General features: G+C 62.6%; 16 protein-coding genes. 7 read left to right on the top strand and 9 right to left on the bottom strand.

Going from position 1 to position 18,660, the window contains the following annotated elements:
- Position 1: 1 nt before the first annotated feature.
- From E8A46_RS05495 to E8A46_RS05480, 4 genes are read right to left on the bottom strand one after another with little or no spacing between them, the layout of a single operon-like run.
- Positions 2-709 carry a fumarylacetoacetate hydrolase family protein gene (locus E8A46_RS05495; RefSeq protein ID WP_291558463.1) on the bottom strand — a complete coding sequence of 236 codons (708 nt, stop codon included), beginning with the start codon at positions 707-709 and terminating at the stop codon, positions 2-4.
- The gene (locus E8A46_RS05490; RefSeq protein ID WP_291558461.1) at positions 706-1,605 is read right to left on the bottom strand and encodes a polysaccharide deacetylase family protein; all 900 of its coding nucleotides are present in this window, start codon (positions 1,603-1,605) and stop codon (positions 706-708) included. The genes E8A46_RS05495 and E8A46_RS05490 overlap by 4 nt, the downstream gene beginning before the upstream one ends.
- Positions 1,606-1,643: 38 nt before the next feature.
- The gene (locus tag E8A46_RS05485) at positions 1,644-2,294 is read right to left on the bottom strand and encodes a cysteine hydrolase (protein ID WP_291558459.1); all 651 of its coding nucleotides are present in this window, start codon (positions 2,292-2,294) and stop codon (positions 1,644-1,646) included.
- 8 nt (positions 2,295-2,302) lie between these two features.
- On the bottom strand, positions 2,303-3,547 hold the full coding sequence (locus E8A46_RS05480) for an alpha/beta hydrolase family protein (RefSeq protein WP_291558457.1): 1,245 nt from the start codon (positions 3,545-3,547) through the stop codon (positions 2,303-2,305).
- Positions 3,548-3,793: 246 nt separating this feature from the next.
- Here E8A46_RS05480 and E8A46_RS05475 point away from each other — a divergent pair, with 246 nt between their 5' ends.
- Complete coding sequence (locus tag E8A46_RS05475) at positions 3,794-4,528, top strand: GntR family transcriptional regulator (protein WP_291558455.1); 735 nt, start codon at positions 3,794-3,796, stop codon at positions 4,526-4,528.
- A 44-nt stretch (positions 4,529-4,572) separates the two neighbouring features.
- Here the strand turns inward: E8A46_RS05475 and E8A46_RS05470 are convergent, their stop codons facing one another.
- From E8A46_RS05470 to E8A46_RS05455, 4 genes are all read right to left on the bottom strand, one after another.
- The gene (locus tag E8A46_RS05470; protein ID WP_291558453.1) at positions 4,573-4,956 is read right to left on the bottom strand and encodes a cupin domain-containing protein; all 384 of its coding nucleotides are present in this window, start codon (positions 4,954-4,956) and stop codon (positions 4,573-4,575) included.
- 42 nt (positions 4,957-4,998) lie between these two features.
- Entirely contained in the window at positions 4,999-6,402 is a 1,404-nt protein-coding gene (locus E8A46_RS05465; RefSeq protein WP_291558451.1) for an FAD-binding protein, read from the bottom strand.
- Positions 6,403-6,433: 31 nt separating this feature from the next.
- The gene (locus tag E8A46_RS05460; protein WP_291558449.1) at positions 6,434-7,138 is read right to left on the bottom strand and encodes an SDR family oxidoreductase; all 705 of its coding nucleotides are present in this window, start codon (positions 7,136-7,138) and stop codon (positions 6,434-6,436) included.
- A gap of 72 nt (positions 7,139-7,210) precedes the next feature.
- Positions 7,211-9,013, bottom strand: coding sequence for a thiamine pyrophosphate-binding protein (locus E8A46_RS05455; RefSeq protein ID WP_291558447.1), 1,803 nt, complete (start codon positions 9,011-9,013; stop codon positions 7,211-7,213).
- 211 nt (positions 9,014-9,224) lie between these two features.
- Here E8A46_RS05455 and E8A46_RS05450 point away from each other — a divergent pair, with 211 nt between their 5' ends.
- The 4 genes from E8A46_RS05450 to E8A46_RS05435 all read left to right on the top strand — a co-directional run bounded on the left by E8A46_RS05450 (position 9,225) and on the right by E8A46_RS05435 (position 15,023).
- On the top strand, positions 9,225-10,115 hold the full coding sequence (locus E8A46_RS05450; RefSeq protein ID WP_291558445.1) for an IclR family transcriptional regulator: 891 nt from the start codon (positions 9,225-9,227) through the stop codon (positions 10,113-10,115).
- Between the two features lie 147 nt (positions 10,116-10,262).
- Entirely contained in the window at positions 10,263-11,501 is a 1,239-nt protein-coding gene (locus E8A46_RS05445; RefSeq protein ID WP_291558443.1) for an ABC transporter substrate-binding protein, read from the top strand.
- Between the two features lie 109 nt (positions 11,502-11,610).
- Complete coding sequence (locus E8A46_RS05440) at positions 11,611-12,486, top strand: branched-chain amino acid ABC transporter permease (protein WP_291558441.1); 876 nt, start codon at positions 11,611-11,613, stop codon at positions 12,484-12,486.
- On the top strand, positions 12,483-15,023 hold the full coding sequence (locus E8A46_RS05435; protein WP_291558439.1) for a branched-chain amino acid ABC transporter ATP-binding protein/permease: 2,541 nt from the start codon (positions 12,483-12,485) through the stop codon (positions 15,021-15,023). The genes E8A46_RS05440 and E8A46_RS05435 overlap by 4 nt, the downstream gene beginning before the upstream one ends.
- 66 nt (positions 15,024-15,089) lie before the next feature.
- Here E8A46_RS05435 and E8A46_RS05430 read toward each other — a convergent pair whose 3' ends face one another.
- Positions 15,090-15,242, bottom strand: a complete 153-nt coding sequence (locus E8A46_RS05430; protein WP_291558437.1) for a hypothetical protein — start codon at positions 15,240-15,242, stop codon at positions 15,090-15,092.
- Positions 15,243-15,416: 174 nt separating this feature from the next.
- Between E8A46_RS05430 and E8A46_RS05425 the strand changes: the two genes are divergently transcribed.
- On the top strand, positions 15,417-16,559 hold the full coding sequence (locus E8A46_RS05425) for an FAD-dependent monooxygenase (RefSeq protein ID WP_291558435.1): 1,143 nt from the start codon (positions 15,417-15,419) through the stop codon (positions 16,557-16,559).
- Between the two features lie 133 nt (positions 16,560-16,692).
- Positions 16,693-18,558, top strand: a complete 1,866-nt coding sequence (gene htpG / locus E8A46_RS05420) for a molecular chaperone HtpG (protein WP_291558433.1) — start codon at positions 16,693-16,695, stop codon at positions 18,556-18,558.
- Positions 18,559-18,660: the final 102 nt, after the last annotated feature.

Here is an 18,660-nt window from a genome sequence, read left to right as displayed (position 1 = left end):
GTCATGCCTCCGGTGGCGTGATGGTGATGGTGAGCGGCGGCAAGCCGTCGATGTGAGCCGTAATCAGATCGCCTGGCACGACCGGGCCTACGCCTGAGGGCGTGCCGGTATAAATCAGGTCGCCGGCGGCGAGCGTGACCTGCCTGGACAATTGCGCGATCACTTCGGCAACGCTCCAGATCATCTGACCGGTGTCGCCGCGCTGGCGCTCGGCGCCGTTGACCGAAAGCGTGATGGCGCAGTGCCCGAACTGTGCGGGATCGCAGCCTTGCGCGATCGCGCCGCAAGGTGCCGACACATCAAAACTCTTGCCGACTTCCCAGGGCAGACGCATATCGCGCGCGTCGCGCTGGCGATCGCGCCGCGTCAGATCGATGCCGACGGCGTAACCCCAGATATGACTGTTTGCATCGGCCACTGCGATATTGCGGCCGCCGCGGCCGATCGCCACCACCAATTCGACCTCGAACTGGAAGTCGGACGTGAACGGCGGATATGGCACGGCCGCGCCGTCCGGCACGATGGCGTCGCGGGGCTTCTGGAAGAAGAACGGCGGATCGCGCTCGTCGGCCTCCTTCATCTCGCGGATGTGGTCGAGGTAGTTGCGGCCGACGCAATAGACGCGGCGGACCGGAAAGAAACCGCCGCCCGCCACCGCCACTTCGGTGACGGGAATGGCCGGCAGCGCGCGCTGCGGTATCGCGCTCATGCCCTTGCTCCCGGCTGCAGGGTCTGGGCCTGATACCAGTCGAGAATCTGCTCGCCGTTCCAGTGCACCACGCCGTCGTGCTTGTTCACATAGTCGTAAATCGCTTCCAGAAACTTGATCCGGAACGGCTGGCCGCTGATGTAGGGGTGGATGGCAATCGACATGATCTTCGGCCGGTCCTTGCTCTCGGCGTAAAGACGATCGAAACAGTCGATCGAACGCCTGAGCAAATGATCGCTTTCGTGGTGCTGCACCATCATCATGGGAATATCGTTCAGCTCCACCGTATAGGGCAGCGTCACCAGCGGCCCCTTGGCGGTACGGATCACCGTCGGCTCATCATCATAGACCCAATCGCCGATATATTTGACGCCCGCTTCGGCGAGAAACTCCGGCGTCTCCAACGTTTGCGTCAGGCCGGGTCCAAGCCAGCCGACCGGCCGCTTGCCGGTGAAGCCCTCGATCACGCGCATCGAACGCTCGATCATCGCCTTCTGGTCCGGCTCCTTGTGAATCGGCCCCTGCTCATAGGCGTGGCCCATGAACTCCCAGCCGGCGTCCTTTGCCTGTTGTGCGACGCGCGGGTAATCCTCGCAGACCCGCGCATTGATCGAGAGCGTCGGTGCGATGCCGAGTTTCTTGTAGAGATCGAAGAACCGCCACACGCCGACGCGCATGCCGTATTCATGCCAGCTCCAGTTCGGCACATCCGGCAACAAGGGAATGCCGGTCGGCGCCGGAATCACCTGTCGCGCCATCGGCTTCGAAATATCCCACACTTCCAGATTGACGATGGTCCAGATCACCATGCGGGCGTCGCCCGGCAGCTTCAGCGCCGGACGGTCGACGATGGCGGAATAGTCGCTTCGCTCGCGCGGGATCATGGGGCCGGTCATGGCGGGTACTCTTCAGGTCGGTTGAGAAACTTTAATCGTCATGCGGCACTGCTCTTGGGTGGGGCAAGCGCTTCGAGCGTCATCACGGCGTCCGTATCCATCACAAAGCCGAAAGCCGTGCGGATGCAGGCCAGCCCCGCCGCGTGCAGCTCAGGCCCGTCCATGCTGTCGACGCAGTCCTCGACCACGATCACCGCGTAATCGCGCACATTCGCGGCCGTCGTCGTTGCCAGCACGCAGGAATTGGTGTTGACCCCGGTGATCAGCAGCGTGTTGATGCCGTGCGAGCGCAGCAGAAAATCGAGATCGGTCCCGAGGAAACAGTCATAGCGCTTCTTGGTATTGACGATGAAGTCGCCGGCGTCGAGCAGTTGCGGCATCACCGTGCAGCCGGGTCCGCCGATGATATTGTGCCGCATCGCGTTCTTGCGCGTCGCGGTGGGATCTTCGGCGCAGGTACGCCAGAACGGATTGGCGCGGATTTCATCGGCGTCGCGATACGACGTCACCAGATGAATCACGGGAATGCCGACGCCGCGGCACCAGTCGAACAGCCGCTTGTTGGCTGCGATCACGCGGAGCGCAACGTCGGGCGCGGTCGGCATGGTGGCCACCGCCATGTCGAGATGCCCGCGATGCAGGTCGATGGCCACCACGGCGGCCCTGGGATGATCGACACCGAGATTCATGGTACGCCTCATATCAATGAATTGAAGGATGTCTTCAGCAATGCCCGCTGGTCGATGCCGAAGCGATCGGCGAGCCAGTCGGCCAGCACTTCCTGGCCGATGGTCGGATTGTCGTGCTGGCAATGTTCGGCGCCGGTCTCCTCGGGATCGAGCACCCGCAGCGTCGCGTCGACGCCATGCGCCATCGCATAGTCGTAGGTATTTCGCGCCGCGGTCACGGTCAGCACGTCGTGGCCACCATGCATCACCAGATACGGGCAGCGCATGTTCTCAAGATGCCCCTTGAGCGTGAACGGCTTCATCAGCTCATGGGCCTCGCGCATCGAGCTCGTGCCGAACACCCAGCGGATATGCATGGCAAGACCGAAATCGTCACCCTTGGTGCCCCACATGTCGTGCACCGACCAGATCGCGCCGTGCGAAATCGCCGCCGCCAGTCGCGGTTCGTAGCAGCCGGCGCGCGCCGCGTAGTAGCCGCCGAGACTGGAGCCGCACACCGCGATACGCCGGGAATCGACGTCGGCGCGTCGCTCAAGCCAGTCGATACACTTGCCGATCGGCACCTCGCTGTCGGCGCGGGTGACGATTCCGTGCCGCCGCAGCGTCCCGCCCTGCCCCGGCCCGTCGATCATCAGCACCGAAATGCCGCGCTGCAGGCAGCCATGCGCCTGCATGAACCACATCTCGTCCTTGATGGAATCAAGTCCGCCCATGCAGATCAGCACCGGCAATTTGCCGCCGGGAAACGGCGCGCGAATGAAATAGCCGCAGATCGGCTTGCCCGGCTGGTAGGGAATCTCCACCACCTCGCCGGGCGGATTGAGATAGGCGATGAACTTGTGCGAGCAGGCTTCCATCTTTTCAAAGGTCGGCAACCGTCTCGCATCGTCAGGTTCGAGGTGAAATTCGGCCTGGCGGTAATAGTCCGCCGCACGCAGGAAACAGTTCATCGCGGTTCGGATATGGCCCGATGCCTCCTCGGCGAGCCCGCGTTGCCAGTTGCGATCGGCGATCCGCATCCATTCGGCGTGCCAGCTCTCAAGGTCGCCCGGAATCATCCGCGATGCGGCCTGCATCACTTCGCTGGCGCTGCCGCCGCCCTCCTGGGTCTCGCCCAGGCCACGACGGAATTGGTAGGAAAGCCAGGGATGCTCAGGCCAATGGTGCCAGCCGAACGGCTCGTAATGCGGACCCCGATCCGCGGTGATCAGTTCAATGGCGTTTTCGCTGATCGTTGAATTCGCTTTCGCCATTGAACGCGCGCTACCTTCTGTCGATTGGGTATCCCATGGTTCGTCGGGCGGACGAATGAGTCAACCTAAATTACATACACTTATGCCGATTGCTTATCATTTCCGCGCTGTGGCTGTTACTGAGGCATGCCAAAGCGCCGGTTTATGATCATAATTATGCTTGAGTTGCCAACGCGGCCCAGTAAAGTGTATTCACTTATTGGGAAAGGCAGACCCATCGTGATGACGGATCAGGCTGACCGAACCATGCCGGAGACCGCGGGCGGATCGCGGGCCGGTAACCGCGCGCTGTCGGTGATGGACCTGATCCGGGAGGCCATTCTCGGCGGCACGGTGGGTGCCGGCGAACGGCTCAACGAGGTCCAGCTCAGCCGAAACCTGGCGGTGTCGCGCACCCCGGTGCGCGCGGCGCTACAGGCGCTCGCCGGCGAAGGCCTGCTGGACTATGCGCCGAACCGCGGCTTCACCGTGCGCGAATTTCCGCTTCCCGCCATCATGGATGCCTACGACATCCGCGCGTCGCTGGAAGGCGTCGCGGCGCGCTTTGCGGCGGAGCGTGGGCTGCGCCCGGAAGAAAACGCGGTGATCGAGCGCAGCCTCGCGGCCGGCGACAAACTGCTGGAGCGCGGATCGTTCGAAGCCGGAGATCTCACGATCTATCGCGGAATCAACGGTGATTTCCACGACACCCTGCTCGCCGCCGCGCGCAACCGCATGCTCGGCGAAATGATCCGAATCTGCCATCACGTTCCGATGTCGTCAAGCCGCAACATCGTGGCGTTCGAGTATCGCGACGTCCGCCGCCGGCACGACGACCATCACCGGATCCATGAAGCGATCGTCGCGCGGGAACCCTGGCGCGCGGAGCTTTTGATGCGCGAGCACGTCTCAAGCATCAAGGCATCGCTGATCCGCGCGCTGGCCGAACGCAACGCGGATCATCCAGGTGAAGCACGCCCGGCGGATGCGAGCATGACCTAGCGGGGAACGCAACCCGGCGGGGCCGGCCCCACGGCCAGCACAGATCAAACAGGCTTTTCGTCGTCGGTGACCGGCGAGGTCACCACCAGGAACACCAGATCGACCAGCCCTGAATTCGAGATGGCGTGTTCCACCCCGGGCGGCAGGAAGATGAAATCGTGCTTACGCACTACATGGTTTTCGCCGGCGATCTCCATCAGCGCCTCGCCTTCCAGGACGTGATAGATCTGCTCCTGAACCTGATGCTTGTGCCGGGCGACGTGCGCCATCGGCTGATACATTGAAATCCGGTAATCGAGGTGACGCGAGCCTGCGGTGTCCGGCATCACCAACGGCTTCGACAGCGCGCCGCCAAAATGGTTGGGAAATTCGCGCCAGGGAACTTCGGCGATATTGCGGATGAAGGCACCGCTCTTTTCGAAAGCCATGGTCGTTGTTTCCTCTCCGAGATCGTATCCTGGGGAACAATGTTACCGCCTGTGCAGGAATTCCACCGCTTCTCGCCCCGCAATCTTCCCGAACACCAGCGCGCGCAGCACCGCCACCGCATTCGGCGCGGTGCGGTAGAAATGCCCGGTGGTTTCACCGGCGGCGTAGAGCCCGGGCATCGGCCCCTGCTCGCACAAGACTTCCGCCCTTGCGTTGGTCGCAAGGCCGCCGAAGGTGTAGGCGATCGCGCCGACCAGCGGATAGGCCAAAAAGGGCGGCTTCATAATGGCGCGCGCCCAGTTCGATTTCGGCGGCTTCAACGTGTCGGCCGCCGCCAGCCCGTCGCAGCGCGAGGCATCGAAGCGCGCGGGATCACCCGTCGCCGCCGCATTAAAGGCGTCGACTGTCTGCCGAAGATTGGCTGCGGGAATTCTGATCTGTGCCGCGAGCGCTTCAATCGATGGGGCTCGATACGGCGGCACTTCCGACCGGATCGCGCGCTCGAAACCGTCGATTTCGAACAGCCGGGAGTCGAGGATCGCGTAGGCGATATTCCTCGGTCTGGCAAAATGGATATCGCGGGCAAGCGCCTCCCAGGTCTCATGCATCAGACCGCCGCCCTCGTCGAAGAAGCGGCGGCCGTCCGCATCGACCACGATACCGTAAGGATACACCAGCACGACGGCTGCCGAATTCGCAGCTCGCGGATCGACCGGTTCGATGTGCATGCCGTTCCAGTCACCGGAGACGCTCGCGCCCCGCTCAGTGGCGACGCGGATTCCGTCCCCGGTGTCAAAGCGCGTTCCCGGCGAAATCAGCTTGATGATCTCCGCACCCGGCCCGAAATGCGCGCGCATCATGGCGGGATTACCCTGGAATCCGCCGCAGGCAAGAATCACGGCATCGGCGTCGAGCATGGTGACAGCGTCACGGGACCTTGCCTCCACGCCGCTCACTTGGTCACCTTCCACCATCACCAGGCGGCTGACTGGAGAGTCGTAGATAAACTTCACCCCCGCCCGCTTCGCGGCCTCGAGCAGCCTTGCGACAATGGCGCCGCCGCCGCCGACCGGCTGAATGCGGGCCGGACCGGCGCTGAGATAATAGAGCGGCGTGACGAATTCGACGCCGTGGTCCTGCAGCCATCCGATCGTCGCGGTGGCGTTGTCCGCGAGCGTGCTGAAATAGTCGGGATCGCCGTGCCCGCCGCACGCCCGCAGCATGTCATCGGCGAAATTCGCGTCGATCCGATCGGGGGCATCGAGCCGCATGTTCGACGGCGACCAGCGTGTATTGCCGCCGGCTTCATCCTCGCGCGATTTTTCCACGACCGTAACGTCAATCGGCAAGCCCAGGCTTTGCGCCTGCTCCGCCGCCGAGAGCGCTGCCGCAAGCCCGGCCGCCCCGTGTCCGACAACCACCAGTCGTTGAGGGTTCTGCGTCATCGGCGAAAAATCACGGCCCCAACCTGAAGGTTCAGCTGATCAGCGCGCCGCCATCGATATAGACGATCGATCCGGTCGCAAAGCCGATCGTCATGAAGGCGAGAATCTGCCGTGCCACGTCTTCGCCGACGCCGACCCTGCCGACCGGCAGGCTGGCGGCGGTCTTGGCGAGCATGTCGCGACGCGCGGCTTCCGGCATCGCCGCGCGGATCGGCGTGTCGATGATCCCCGGCGACACGGCGTTGACGCGGACCGGCGCAAGTTCGAGCGCGAGACTCCTTGCCAGCGACTCGATCGCGCCGTTGGCGGCGCCGACGATCGCGGCGTTGGGCCGCGGACGAATGCTCAGGTAACCCGAGACCAGCGTGAGCGATCCGCCGGGCCGGATCTCAGCTGATCGTGCGACGCGCCAAGCGCCCCAGAACTTGCCTTCCATGGTGGCGCGCACGTCTTCCATCGCCACGGTCTTGAACGGACCGGAACGGAGCTGGGCGGCGGTGACCACGACATGGTCGACCGGGCCGCAGGCGCGAAACAGACTTTCGACGCTTTCGTCGCTGGTGACGTCGGCCACGATCGCCCTGGCGCCCAGAGTGCCGGCGGCCGCATTCAGGCGGTCGGCGTTGCGCGACGCAATGACGACGTCGGCGCCCTCGCGGGTCGCCAGTTCAGCGGTCGAAAGACCGATACCGGATGAGCCTCCGACCACGACGACTTTCTTGCCCGTAAGCATCATGACGTTTCCTCAAATTTTGTTTCGGCCGTTTATGTGACGATGACACCGACGCCGTCCCGATAGCAACGGCGATCAGGTCGGCTCGAACTGCGTGCCGATCCCCGGCTTGCTTCGCCCAAGACCCGGAAGTTCCCAAACGCCGGCGCCGACGGGATTGATGTCGGCGGCGATATCGACGTCAATCAAATAGGGCTTGTTGGCGGCGATGCCCTTGCGGATGGCTTCGCCGAGATCGCCGGCGCGATCGACGCGCACGCCTTCGACGCCGCAGGAGCGCGCCATCGCCGCGAAATCCGGATTATAACGCGCGCCGGTTTGCGGATCGTGGAAATCGGTGGCGAGTTCGCGGCCGCCGAGATAGCCGCGCTGCAGGCCGCGGATCGAGGCATAGGCGTAGTTGTTCCAGACCACCCAGACCACCGGCAGATTATATTCGACCGCCGTCCCCAGCACGTTGGCATGCATGAAGAACGCGCCGTCGCCGCATACCGACACGCAGGGCCGGTCGGGTGCGGCGAACTTCGCTCCCATCACGCCGGCAACGCCAAAGCCCATCGGGCCAAAACCCATCGAGCCGATCAGCGAGTCCGGGCGTTTCGGCTTGCAGAAACCCAACAGCCAATTGTGGTGTACACCGATGTCGCTGACCAGAATGGCATCCTCGGGCAACGCCTTGTCGATTTCGGCTGCCGCGCGCTGCGGATTGATCGGCGTAGTGTCGTCGGAAAATCCGGGAGCGACGAACTTGTCCCATTCCTTGCGATAGGTATCAATCTCTGCCAGCCATTTCTTGCGACCATCGGCGCGCTTGGTCAGGTCGGCGCGGCGATCGAGTTCGGCGTGAATCTGCCGCAGGAAGGTGCGGACATCCGCCATCAGGCCGAGCGCCACCGGATAGTTGCGGCCGATTTCTTCCGGATCGATGTCGACGTGAATAAGCCGGGTCGGCGGAATGGTGAAGGAATAGCCGGGGATCCATGAACTTGAGGTGCGATCGTCAAAGCGCATGCCCATCGCCAGCAGCACGTCGGCCTGACGCGTCGCGTGATTGGCCTGATAATGGCCGGCACGCGCGACAAGACCGAGCGCCAGCGGATGATTGCAATCGATCGCGCCAAGGCCCGAGGCCGACGCCGCCACCGGAATCTGCAGCCGCTCCGCAAGTCTCAGCAACTCTTCCGCGGCACCGCCATAGCGTACGCCCTGGCCCACGATCATCACCGGCCGCTCGGCGGACAGCAGCATATCGACGGCCTTGACGACGCCTTCCGGATCGGCGCCGCAGCGGCTCGAGATATTGCCGTTCCAGGCCTTCGCGTTCGGCGCTTCCTCGGCGGCCGACTCCATGAACACATCGAAGGGAACGTCGAGCACGACCGGGCCGGGACGGCCGGTCGTCATGGTCTTCCAGGCCTGCCGGATTGCGAGCGGCACCATCTCGCCACGGGTCGGCTGGAACACCTTCTTGCAATAAGCGCGAACCGTGGAGGGAAAGTCGGCCTGGTAATGCCGATACAATTCCTGAAACGCGCCGCGATTGAACTGGCTGGTCGGCACATTTCCAGTCACCGCCAGGAATGGCACCGAGTCCAGAAACGCATTGCCCAGCGAAATCGGCAGGTTGGCCGAACCCGGCCCACAGGAGGTGAAAGTCGCGGTCGGCCGCCCCGAGACGCGGTAATAGACGTCCGCCATGAAGCCGGCGACGCTCTCGTGATGCACCGAGATGGTCTTGAGTTCGTCGGCGCGCTCGTACAGCGCATCGATAAACTGGATATTGCCGTGACCGCACAGGCCGAACACCTGCGGCACCTTTTCCTGGATCAGATAGTCGACAATAACCTGGGCACCATTGAGCGAGTTGCGCGGCGACATCGGATCTCTCCCTTATCATTTCGACTTCTTCAGGAGATCGGCCCCCACTCACTTCGCCGCCGAAACTGCCCGGGCGCGCGGAACCCTATTTCCCATAATACTGTACGTCAATTTATATTGTGGTATGCTCTCAAGACAGACCATGCGGCCCTGCTGTTCAATTGCGCGCGGCCTGATACAGTTCGGTCCCGCCCCCTGGAGACCCATCCCCGTGAGACCGCGCGAAAAACAAAAGGCAAGCGACAAGCCGGCGGGTCTGCGGAAGGCCGCGATCGCCAAACTGGTGCAACCCGTCCAGCACGATATCGACGACGACGCCGACGACCGGCAGCGGGTGGGCGTCCAGTCGCTTGGCCGCGCCTTCGCGATCCTCGAGGAGGTCGCGCGTCACCGCGAGGGTATCGGGCTCGCCGAACTGAGCAAACTGGTCGGCTTGCACAACTCCACCACATTCCATCTTGCCAAGACGATGGTGTCGCTGGGCTATCTGCGCCAGGAAAAGGATTCCAAGCGTTACCGCATCGGGCGGCCGCTGTTTGCGCTTGCCGCAAGCGCGCTCGATGAAATCGAAATGGTCAATGTGGCAACGCCGGTGCTCGAGGATCTGTCGCGGGAAACCGGCGAAAGCGGCCATTTCGCGGTTCGCATGGGCGACGCCGTCGTCGTGATTGCCCGCACCAGCGGTCCCGGTGCCTTTCAGCTGACCGATCGTGTTGGCGTCGTTCGGCCGGCGCACTCTACCGCGCTGGGCAAGATTATTCTGGCGTCGCTTCGCCCCGATCAGCTCAAGCGGTTTCTGGAACGCGTCGAGATGAAGCCGTCGACGAAGAAATCAATCACCGATGCTTCCGTTCTGTTGCGCGAAATCGCCGAGATCAAGCGTACCGGCATCGCCTTTGACGATGGCGAATTCAATCCGGAAGTACGCTGCATCGCCGTGCCGGTGTTGGATTTCACCGGCCAGATCATCGGGGCGCTGGGCATTTCCGGACCGATCTGGCGGCTGTCCAACCAGGCGCTGCAAGCCCATGCCAGGATCGTGCGGGCTGCTGCCAATCGCCTGTCCGCCGAATTTGGCGCCAAAAAGGTCGCAAAATCCTGACGGCCTGAGCCCGGCAGCGCATTTGGCGTTGACACCGGCTGCCACCTCCGAAAATATCATCCAATAATAGAAAAGCGTCTCTCACATTCTCGCATACGCCGGAATCGAAGGGGGACATCGCGACGTGCCTCTGGGAGGAGAGCAACGATGACCCGCTGTAGCCGACGCGCACTGTTGAGGGCGAGCGCCGCCCTTGCCGGCGTCTCAACATTCGAATTTCCGTCGATCGTCAGCGGCCAGACGGAAAAAATAAGGATTGGCCATCTGACGCCGCTGACCGGCTTTCTGGGCGCGCTCGGCGCCTATGCCCAGCTCGGCATCCGGATGGCGGAAGACGAGATCAACCAGGCCGGCGGCGTCATGGGACGCCAACTCGACATCACGTCGGAAGACTCCGTCAATCCCGCCACTGCCGCGACCAAGGCGCAGCGCATGCTCGACCAGGACGGCGTCGCTGTCTTGATGGGCCAGATCAGCTCCGCCTCCGCATTGACCATCATGCAGGTCGCGGACCGAAACAAGCGGCTGTTCATGCAAATCGGCGCGCGCTCCGATGCGCTGCGGGGCAAGAACTGCAACCGATACACCTTCCATGTCGACATCCCGAGCACGGTGATGGTCAACGCGGTCGGCAAGGCTTTGGTGCGCGACAACATGATGAAGGACAAGAGGTTCTATACGCTGACCGCCGACTACATCTTCGGCCATGATCTCGCGCGCGCAGCCAATTCATTCTTCGATGCCAATGGCGGCAAGCTGATCGGCGACGAGTTGGTCGCCACCGACGTCACCGATTTCAGTCCGTATCTCTTGAAAATCCGCCAGGCCAAGCCGGACATCGTCTGCTCGAACCTCGCGGGCAACCAGGTCACCAACCTGATCAAGCAATATGCGGAATTCGGCCTGCCCTACCCGATCGTCGGCTTCAACCTCAACACCGCCGATGCCTGGGCGGCCGGCGATGGCAATCTGAGCGGCACCTGGCCGACCGTCTGGTATCACACCTCCGATGTTCCAGCCTCAAAGACCTTTGTCGCCAACTTCATCAAGAAGCACGGCAAGCCGCCGGAAAACCATGCCTGGATCGAATACGTCTCGCTGAAAATGATGGCGCAGGCCATGAACGAGACCAAATCGACCGAGACGGACAAGTTGATCGGCTATTTCGAGAAGGAAACCCAGTTCGACATTCTCAAGGGTCGCAAGGGGTATTTCCGGTCGTGGGATCACCAACTGATGCAGGAAGCCTATCCCTTCACGGTCAAGGCCAGAGGCAAAGCCAAGGACCAGTGGGACACGCTCGAACTCGGGGCGGCGATTCCGGGGCCGAACGAACCGCTCGAATCCATCGCGCTCACCAAAGAGCAGAATCCCTGCTCGATGTAATCAACACGTCGTTCACTTGGGGATCGGCGGCGGTTCGGCGCACCTGCCTGGTGTCGGCCCTTACCGGTCGCAGCCGTAGCCGAAACACCGTTGCCTTGCGGGATCGAGAATGCAGTTCGGGTTCTTGCTGGAACAGGTGGTCAATGGCCTCGTGCTCGGGGGCTACTATTTATTGATCGCGCTCGGCCTGTCGCTGATCTTCAGCGTCGGCGGTGTGGTGAACCTCGCGCATGGCGCGTTTTATGCGCTCGGCGCCTACCTTTCGGTCGAAATTACCAGATATCTGGGCTTCGGGCCGGCGGTGGTGATCTCGCCGCTGGCGGTCGCCCTGCTCGGCATTCTGTTCGAACGCTTCATCCTGCGCCGTTTCTACAACGCCGATCCGATTCTGAGCCTGCTGGTGACATTCGGGCTCGCCATGGTGACCGAGCAGGCGATCCGCATCGTGTGGGGCGCAGCCCCCTTGTCGGCGTCGATCCCGCCGGTGTTTCGTGGCTCGGTGATCCTTGGCGATTTCCTGTTCTCGCGTTACCGCCTGCTCATCCTTGCCGTGGTGGCAGCGGCGCTGCTCGGGATCTGGCTGCTGCTGCACAAGACATCGTTCGGGCGCGTCGTGCGCGCCGGCATCCAGCGGCCGGACATGGTCGCCGCTCTCGGCATCCGGCTGCAGCCCTATATGACCGTTATCGTCATGCTCGGCGTCGGCATGGCCGCCATGGGCGGCGCCTTCTTTGCTCCGATCACGATCGTGCATCCGGCCATGGGGGCGGAGATCATAACCGTTGCCTTTGTCGTCGTGGTGATTGGGGGCCTGGGCAGCTTCTGGGGCGTCGTGATCGCTGCGCTGATGGTGGGCGTTGTCCGCGGCATCACCATTCATTTTGTCCCCGCTGCCGGCGAAGCATCGATCTACGTCCTGATGTTCCTGGTGTTGCTGGTGCGTCCGCGCGGTTTGCTCGGCGAGCGTATCGAGAAATTCGAATGATCGCAGCACCGTGGACCTCGAAATACCGGCCATTGTTGCTTTCGGGCCTCGCACTGATCGCGCTGCCGTTTGCCCTGAAGATGCTTGGCCTCTCGCTGAATACCGGCACCATGGTGGTGGCGCTCGCGGTCGCAGCCATGGGGCTCAATCTATGTGTCGGCTATACCGGATTGGTGTCGTTCGGCCACGGTACCTGGTTCGGCATCGGCGCCTATGCCGCCGCACTGATCCAATTGCACTGGTTTGGCGACGAGATATGGCTGCCACTACTGTCGTCGATGGCCGTGGTCGCCGCGCTGTCGGCGATCGCCGGCATCGTCATCCTGCGTCGTCGCGGCGTCTACTTCTCGCTGCTGACGCTGGCGCTTGCCGCGCTCACCTACACCACCGCGTTTCGCTGGAGCGAGGTGACCGGCGGCGAGGATGGCCTGGGCGGGCTGAAGCGCGGAAGCATCGGCGCGCTCAATCTGGACCATGCGCTGGCTTACTATGTGACCGTCGCGCTGATCGGATTAGCGGTACTCTATATGCTGTTGCGGCTGGCGCGTTCGCCGTTCGGCCAGGTGCTGGTGGCGATCCGCGAGAACCAGTTGCGCGCGTCGTTCCAGGGCTATCCGGTCGAACGCTACAAGCTGGCGGTCTACGTGATCTCGGCAGTGGTGACGGGGCTGGCCGGCGCGCTGATTGCGTTCCAGAATTACCTGGTTTCCGCAGAAGCGGTCTCGGTGTCCTTTTCCGGCGAGTTGCTGGCGATGGTCGTGATCGGCGGCATGCGCAGCATGCTGGGGCCGGCGCTGGGCGCGCTGTTCTTCATCCTGTTCCGCGAACTGTTTTCGATCTGGACCCCCAACTGGCTGCTTTGGTTCGGGCTGATCTTTGTCGCCTTCGTGATGTATTCGCCCGGAGGCATGGTCGGGATCTGGGGCACGCTCGTTCGACGCTGGTGGCCCGCGAGGGAAGAGCCCGCCGCCATGAGCAAGCGCAGGATTTACGAGGGTCTGCCGTTGCCCGGCTTCCTGCTGCCCGAAGGCCTCAAGGGGACCGTGCTGGAGGTCACGGGCATCTCCAAGAGTTTTGGCGGCATCCGCGCCGTATCCGACGCCAACCTCCAGATCGGCGCCGGCGAGATCCATGCCCTGATCGGTCCGAACGGCGCCGGAAAGACGACGCTGTTCAACCTGATATCCGGCCTGTTCCCGACCGACGCCGGGACCATTCGCCTCAATGGCCGCGACATTCAGGGCGTGCCCTCCGACCTCATCTGCCACCGGGGACTTGCCCGCTCATTTCAGGTCACCAACCTGTTCCGCGGCCTTTCGATCTACGAAAATCTGCGCCTGTCGCTGCAGGCGCAAAGCTCCATGCGCTTCAACATCTGGCGTGACATCGACAGCTATCCCGAAGTCCATGCCGAGACCGCGGAGCTCATGAGATTTCTGGGCCTTGAGGGCATCGAAGGAACCGAGGCTGGCGAGCTGTCCTATGGCGGGCAGCGTCTGGTCGATTTGGGCATCGCGCTCGGCTCCAAGCCTCAGGTGCTGTTGCTCGACGAGCCGCTCGCCGGCCTTGCCGCAGCCGAGCGGGAACGCGTGTCGAATCTTGTCAAGAGCGTCGCCGCCAACATTCCGGTGCTGATCGTCGAACACGACATCGACCGCGTGCTTGGTTTCTCGCAGGCCGTGACCGTGATGAACCAGGGCAAGGTGCTGATGACGGGTACACCCGACGCCGTGCGGGCCGACCGGCGCGTGCAGGAGATCTATACCGGCTCCGGCGTCCCCGCAGTCGTGCACGACCGGACCGTCGAGGCGAGCCGGCCGACCGCGCAAATTCTGCGCCTTGAAGGCGTCAATACGTTTTACGGCAAGAGCCATATTCTCAACGACGCAACACTCGATGTGCGCGAGGGCGAGATCGTCGCGCTGTTGGGGCGCAACGGCGCCGGCAAGTCCACGCTGTTGAAGACACTGGCGGGTCTGGTGCCGCTGGCCTCCGGCAAGATCGAATATGAGGGTGGCAACATCGCCGGACTGCCCGCCCCGGACATCGCGCGCCTGGGCATCGGCTACGTGCCGCAGGGGCGCGGTCTGTTCGCGGGCATGACGGTGCGGGAAAATCTCGCGCTCGGCCGCCTGGCGCGCAAGAGCGATGGCAGCCACGGCGCGGTATGGAACGAGCAGCAGATTCTCGAATACTTTCCGCGCCTCAAGGAACGCATGGACGTGGCGGCGGATTATCTGTCCGGCGGCGAGCAGCAGATGGTGGCGGTGGCGCGCGCCATGTCGGGCAATGTGAAGCTGTTGCTGCTGGACGAGCCCTTCGAGGGTTTGGCGCCGGCCGTGATCCTTGAACTATTTGGCGTGTTCGACCAACTGCGCCGGCACACCTCGATCGTGATCGTCGAGCACAATCTCGACCTGGTGCTGGCGCTGGCCGACCGTGTGTTCGCATTGGAACGCGGCGCGGTATTTCACACCGGGCCCGCGGCACCGTTGTTGAGCGATATCGCGTACCGCAAGCGAATCCTGTGGCTGTGAGAGCGAAGGAGCGCCGGAGCCGGCTTCGCTGGCATTGTTCAGACAGTCATCGCCACGGGAATCCCGTTAGGTTACGAAATCCACGTGAGAGGCTTTGGCCTCTTCCGCTTCGACTTCCTCGGCGGCTTCGACGCTTTGCTGATCTGACTTGATCGTTGCGGGGTTTGCGTTGGATGTTTGGTCCGCGACGAGTTTGACTTCCGCCTGGCCAACGACCATGTGGGCCGGGTATGTGGGACCTATGGCACTCATATCTCCCTCCTGGACTTTCCCAGATTTGCAGGGATTCATTCATGTTTTCTTAAGAGGTTTAGTTAACGTCGCTAACGAAATCGTCATCGAAGTAACGTCGCGGAGCGATTTTCTGAGGCCATATCTCAACGAGGTAGCATGATGACGAAACTTTCCGTCGCAGTCGTTGGGGGCGGAATGGGCGGACTGGCGACAGCGGCCGCGCTGCGCCGTGCCGGCATAGGCGTCAACGTTTACGAGCAGGCCACAAAATTCACCCGACTGGGCGCCGGCATTCAGATCGGCTGTAACGCGATGAAGGTGATGCGCGGTCTGGGCCTCGAGCCCATGATGCGCGCCAGTTCGTTTTATCCGCGCTCCTGGAACAACAGGGAATACGACACCGGCGAAGTGCGCTTCGACATGATCTTTGGCGAATCGGCGGAGCAGCGCTATGGCGCACCCTATCTGCTCGGTCACCGCGGCGACCTTCATTCCGCACTCGCCAGTGCGGTGCCGGACGAGTTGATTCACCTCGACCACCGCCTCGTCGGCATCGAGCAACTTCATGACCGCGGCGTGAAGCTGACATTCGCCAACGCAAACTCGATCGAAGCGGACGCCGTGGTGGCAGCCGACGGAGTTCATTCGTTCGTCAAGGAGCAGTTGTTCGGCAAGGACGAGCCCAATTTCACCGGCCGGATCGCCTACCGCACGGTGTTTCCGGCGGCGCTGCTGAACGGTTATCAAATCGATGATTGCACCAAATGGTGGGGGCCGGACCGTCACATCGTGATCTACTACGTCAAGCCGGATCGCAGCGAAGTTTATTTCGTCACCAGCCAGCCCGAGCCAGAGTTTACCGTCGAGTCCTGGTCGGCGATGGGAGACGTCAATGAACTGCGTCGGGCCTTCGACGGCTTCCATCCGCAAGCCCGCAACGTGCTGGCCGCCTGCCCGTCGGTTCACAAATGGGCGCTGATCGACCGGAATCCACAACAGCATTGGGGCAAAGGCAACATCACCTTGTTGGGCGACGCCTGCCATCCGATGACACCCTATATGGCGCAGGGGGCGGCGATGGCGATCGAGGACGCCGCCGTGCTTTCGCGCTGCCTGGATGGCGTTGATCGTGATGGCGTCGAAGCCGCCTTCCGCCGCTTCGAGGCCACCCGCAAGCCCCGGACGTCGCGTATTCAACTGAGCTCGCGCACCAATACCTGGCTCAAGACCCGGACGGACCCGGATTGGGTCTACGGTTACGATGCCTGGAACGAGCCCATCGCGGCTCACGACGCCGCGTAATACCGCGGCCTTGAAAATCGGCATTGCTTTTCTAAGTTGTTTTTCGTCCAGAAACGACTTCCTGGGCGGGGGTGAGCTTGATCTCAGACCAGACCCGCTATATCGACCCTCAGCGTCCCCGTGAGCAAACAAAATGACGACCACTGATAGCGCCATCGAGGCACAGCCATTTCAAGCCGAGGTTTCCGAGCTTCTGCACCTCATGGTGCATTCGGTCTACTCGGAGACCGACATTTTCCTGCGCGAGCTGATCTCGAACGCCTCCGATGCCTGCGACAAGCTGCGCTACGAGGCGATCGCCAATCCGGCGCTGATCGAGGATGGCGAGCCGCCGAAGATCCGGATCCTCCCGGACAAGAAAAACAACACGCTGACGATTTCCGACAGCGGCATCGGCATGGACCGGCAGGAACTGATCGACAATCTCGGCACCATTGCCCGTTCCGGCACCAGGTCCTTCCTGTCGCGGATCAAGGACGCCAAGGACGGCACCGGGCTGATTGGACAATTTGGCGTCGGCTTTTATTCGGCCTTCATGGTCGCCGACCGCATTGTCGTCACCAGCCGCCGGGCGGGCGGCGACGAGATCTGGACCTGGTCGTCGTCGGGCGGGTCCGGTTTCGAGATCGCGCCTGCCGGCAATGATGGCGCGCAACTCCCGGTGCGGGGAACCGAGATCGTCCTGCATCTGAAGGCGGACGCGGCCAAGTACCTCGAGGCCTACGAGATCGAGCGCATCGTCAGGGCGTATTCCGACAATATCCAGTTCCCGATCGAGCTGGTTCCGGAAGAGGGCGAGCCGCGCCAGATCAATTCGGCGAGCGCACTCTGGCAGCGGCCAAAATCCGAGCTTACGCCGGAGGACTACACGCAGGCCTACAAGTCGATCGCGGGCGCCTTCGACGAGCCTGCCATGACCCTGCATTATCGCGCCGAGGGGCGCTACTCCTATGCGGTGCTGCTGTTCGCGCCTTCGACCAAGCCGTTCGACCTGTTCGAGCCGTCACGCAAGGGCAGAGTGAAGCTTTATGTGCGCCGGGTGTTCATCACCGACGATGCCGACCTGCTGCCGGCCTATCTCCGCTTCATCCGCGGCGTGATCGACAGCGAGGACCTGCCGCTCAACATCTCGCGCGAGATGCTGCAGAACAATCCGCAACTGGCGCAGATCCGAAAAGCCGTAACCGGCCGCGTGATCGCCGAGCTGGAAACCCTCGGCGAGAAGCAGCCGGAAAATTTCGCCAAAATCTGGGATGCCTTCGGTCCGGTAATCAAGGAAGGCATTTACGAGGATTATGAGCGGCGCGAGAAATTGCTGGCGCTGTCGAGGTTCACCACGACGTCGGGCGACAAGCGAACGGTGAAGCAATATATCGCGGAGCTGAAGCCCAACCAGACCGAAATCTATTTCCTGGTCGGCGACAGCATCGAGCGGCTCAAGTCCAATCCCAAGCTGGAATCGGCGACCGCCCGCGGCATCGAGGTTCTGCTCCTGACCGATCCCGTTGACGCGTTCTGGACGTCAGCTCCGCTTGATTTTGAAGGCAAGCCGCTGAAGTCGCTGAGCCAGGGCGATATCGACTTTGGCCTGATCCCGCTGCTCGACGACAAGAAAGAAGAGGTCAAGTCCGATGCCGATGAAGCGGCGATCATCGCCGTGATCAAGGACACCCTCGGCGATCGGGTCTCCGACGTGCGCGCATCGCAACGGCTTACCGCCAGCGCGTCGTGCCTGGTCGCCGGCAGTCACGGTCCCGATCGCGAGCTTGAGCGGCTGTTGGCCCGGCAGAATCGCGGCGTCGGCACCAAGCCGATTCTTGAAATCAACCTCCGCCATCCGCTGGTTGCAGCCATCGCGCAGGCCGGCGCCGCCGCCGCCGACCTGTCTTTTCTCCTGCTGGAACAGGCGCAGATCCTGGACGGCGAACTGCCGGAGGATCCGGCGGCTTTCGCCAGCCGCTTGAATCGCCTGGTGATGGACGGTCTCGCCAGGGCCTAGAGCCTTTTCCGTTTCGATTGAATCGAAACGGGGCTCTAGATTCTTGATTTGACGCGTTTTCTTGACGCGAACCGGTCTCCACTTCGCTTGAAAACGCTTTAG

The organism is Bradyrhizobium sp. (genome assembly GCF_004799445.1).
GTDB lineage: Bacteria > Pseudomonadota > Alphaproteobacteria > Rhizobiales > Xanthobacteraceae > Bradyrhizobium.
The sequence above is the reverse complement of the archived record's forward strand: the minus strand, read 5'-3'. Positions and strand labels throughout refer to the sequence as shown.

Coding starts and splice junctions, on each gene's coding strand:
- E8A46_RS05495 (WP_291558463.1), bottom strand. CDS start 709: ATGAGCGCGATACCGCAGCGCGCGCTGCCGGCCATTCCCGTCACCGAA.
- E8A46_RS05490 (WP_291558461.1), bottom strand. CDS start 1,605: ATGACCGGCCCCATGATCCCGCGCGAGCGAAGCGACTATTCCGCCATC.
- E8A46_RS05485 (WP_291558459.1), bottom strand. CDS start 2,294: ATGAATCTCGGTGTCGATCATCCCAGGGCCGCCGTGGTGGCCATCGAC.
- E8A46_RS05480 (WP_291558457.1), bottom strand. CDS start 3,547: ATGGCGAAAGCGAATTCAACGATCAGCGAAAACGCCATTGAACTGATC.
- E8A46_RS05475 (WP_291558455.1), top strand. CDS start 3,794: ATGCCGGAGACCGCGGGCGGATCGCGGGCCGGTAACCGCGCGCTGTCG.
- E8A46_RS05470 (WP_291558453.1), bottom strand. CDS start 4,956: ATGGCTTTCGAAAAGAGCGGTGCCTTCATCCGCAATATCGCCGAAGTT.
- E8A46_RS05465 (WP_291558451.1), bottom strand. CDS start 6,402: ATGACGCAGAACCCTCAACGACTGGTGGTTGTCGGACACGGGGCGGCC.
- E8A46_RS05460 (WP_291558449.1), bottom strand. CDS start 7,138: ATGATGCTTACGGGCAAGAAAGTCGTCGTGGTCGGAGGCTCATCCGGT.
- E8A46_RS05455 (WP_291558447.1), bottom strand. CDS start 9,013: ATGTCGCCGCGCAACTCGCTCAATGGTGCCCAGGTTATTGTCGACTAT.
- E8A46_RS05445 (WP_291558443.1), top strand. CDS start 10,263: ATGACCCGCTGTAGCCGACGCGCACTGTTGAGGGCGAGCGCCGCCCTT.
- E8A46_RS05440 (WP_291558441.1), top strand. CDS start 11,611: ATGCAGTTCGGGTTCTTGCTGGAACAGGTGGTCAATGGCCTCGTGCTC.
- E8A46_RS05435 (WP_291558439.1), top strand. CDS start 12,483: ATGATCGCAGCACCGTGGACCTCGAAATACCGGCCATTGTTGCTTTCG.
- E8A46_RS05430 (WP_291558437.1), bottom strand. CDS start 15,242: ATGGTCGTTGGCCAGGCGGAAGTCAAACTCGTCGCGGACCAAACATCC.
- E8A46_RS05425 (WP_291558435.1), top strand. CDS start 15,417: ATGACGAAACTTTCCGTCGCAGTCGTTGGGGGCGGAATGGGCGGACTG.
- htpG (WP_291558433.1), top strand. CDS start 16,693: ATGACGACCACTGATAGCGCCATCGAGGCACAGCCATTTCAAGCCGAG.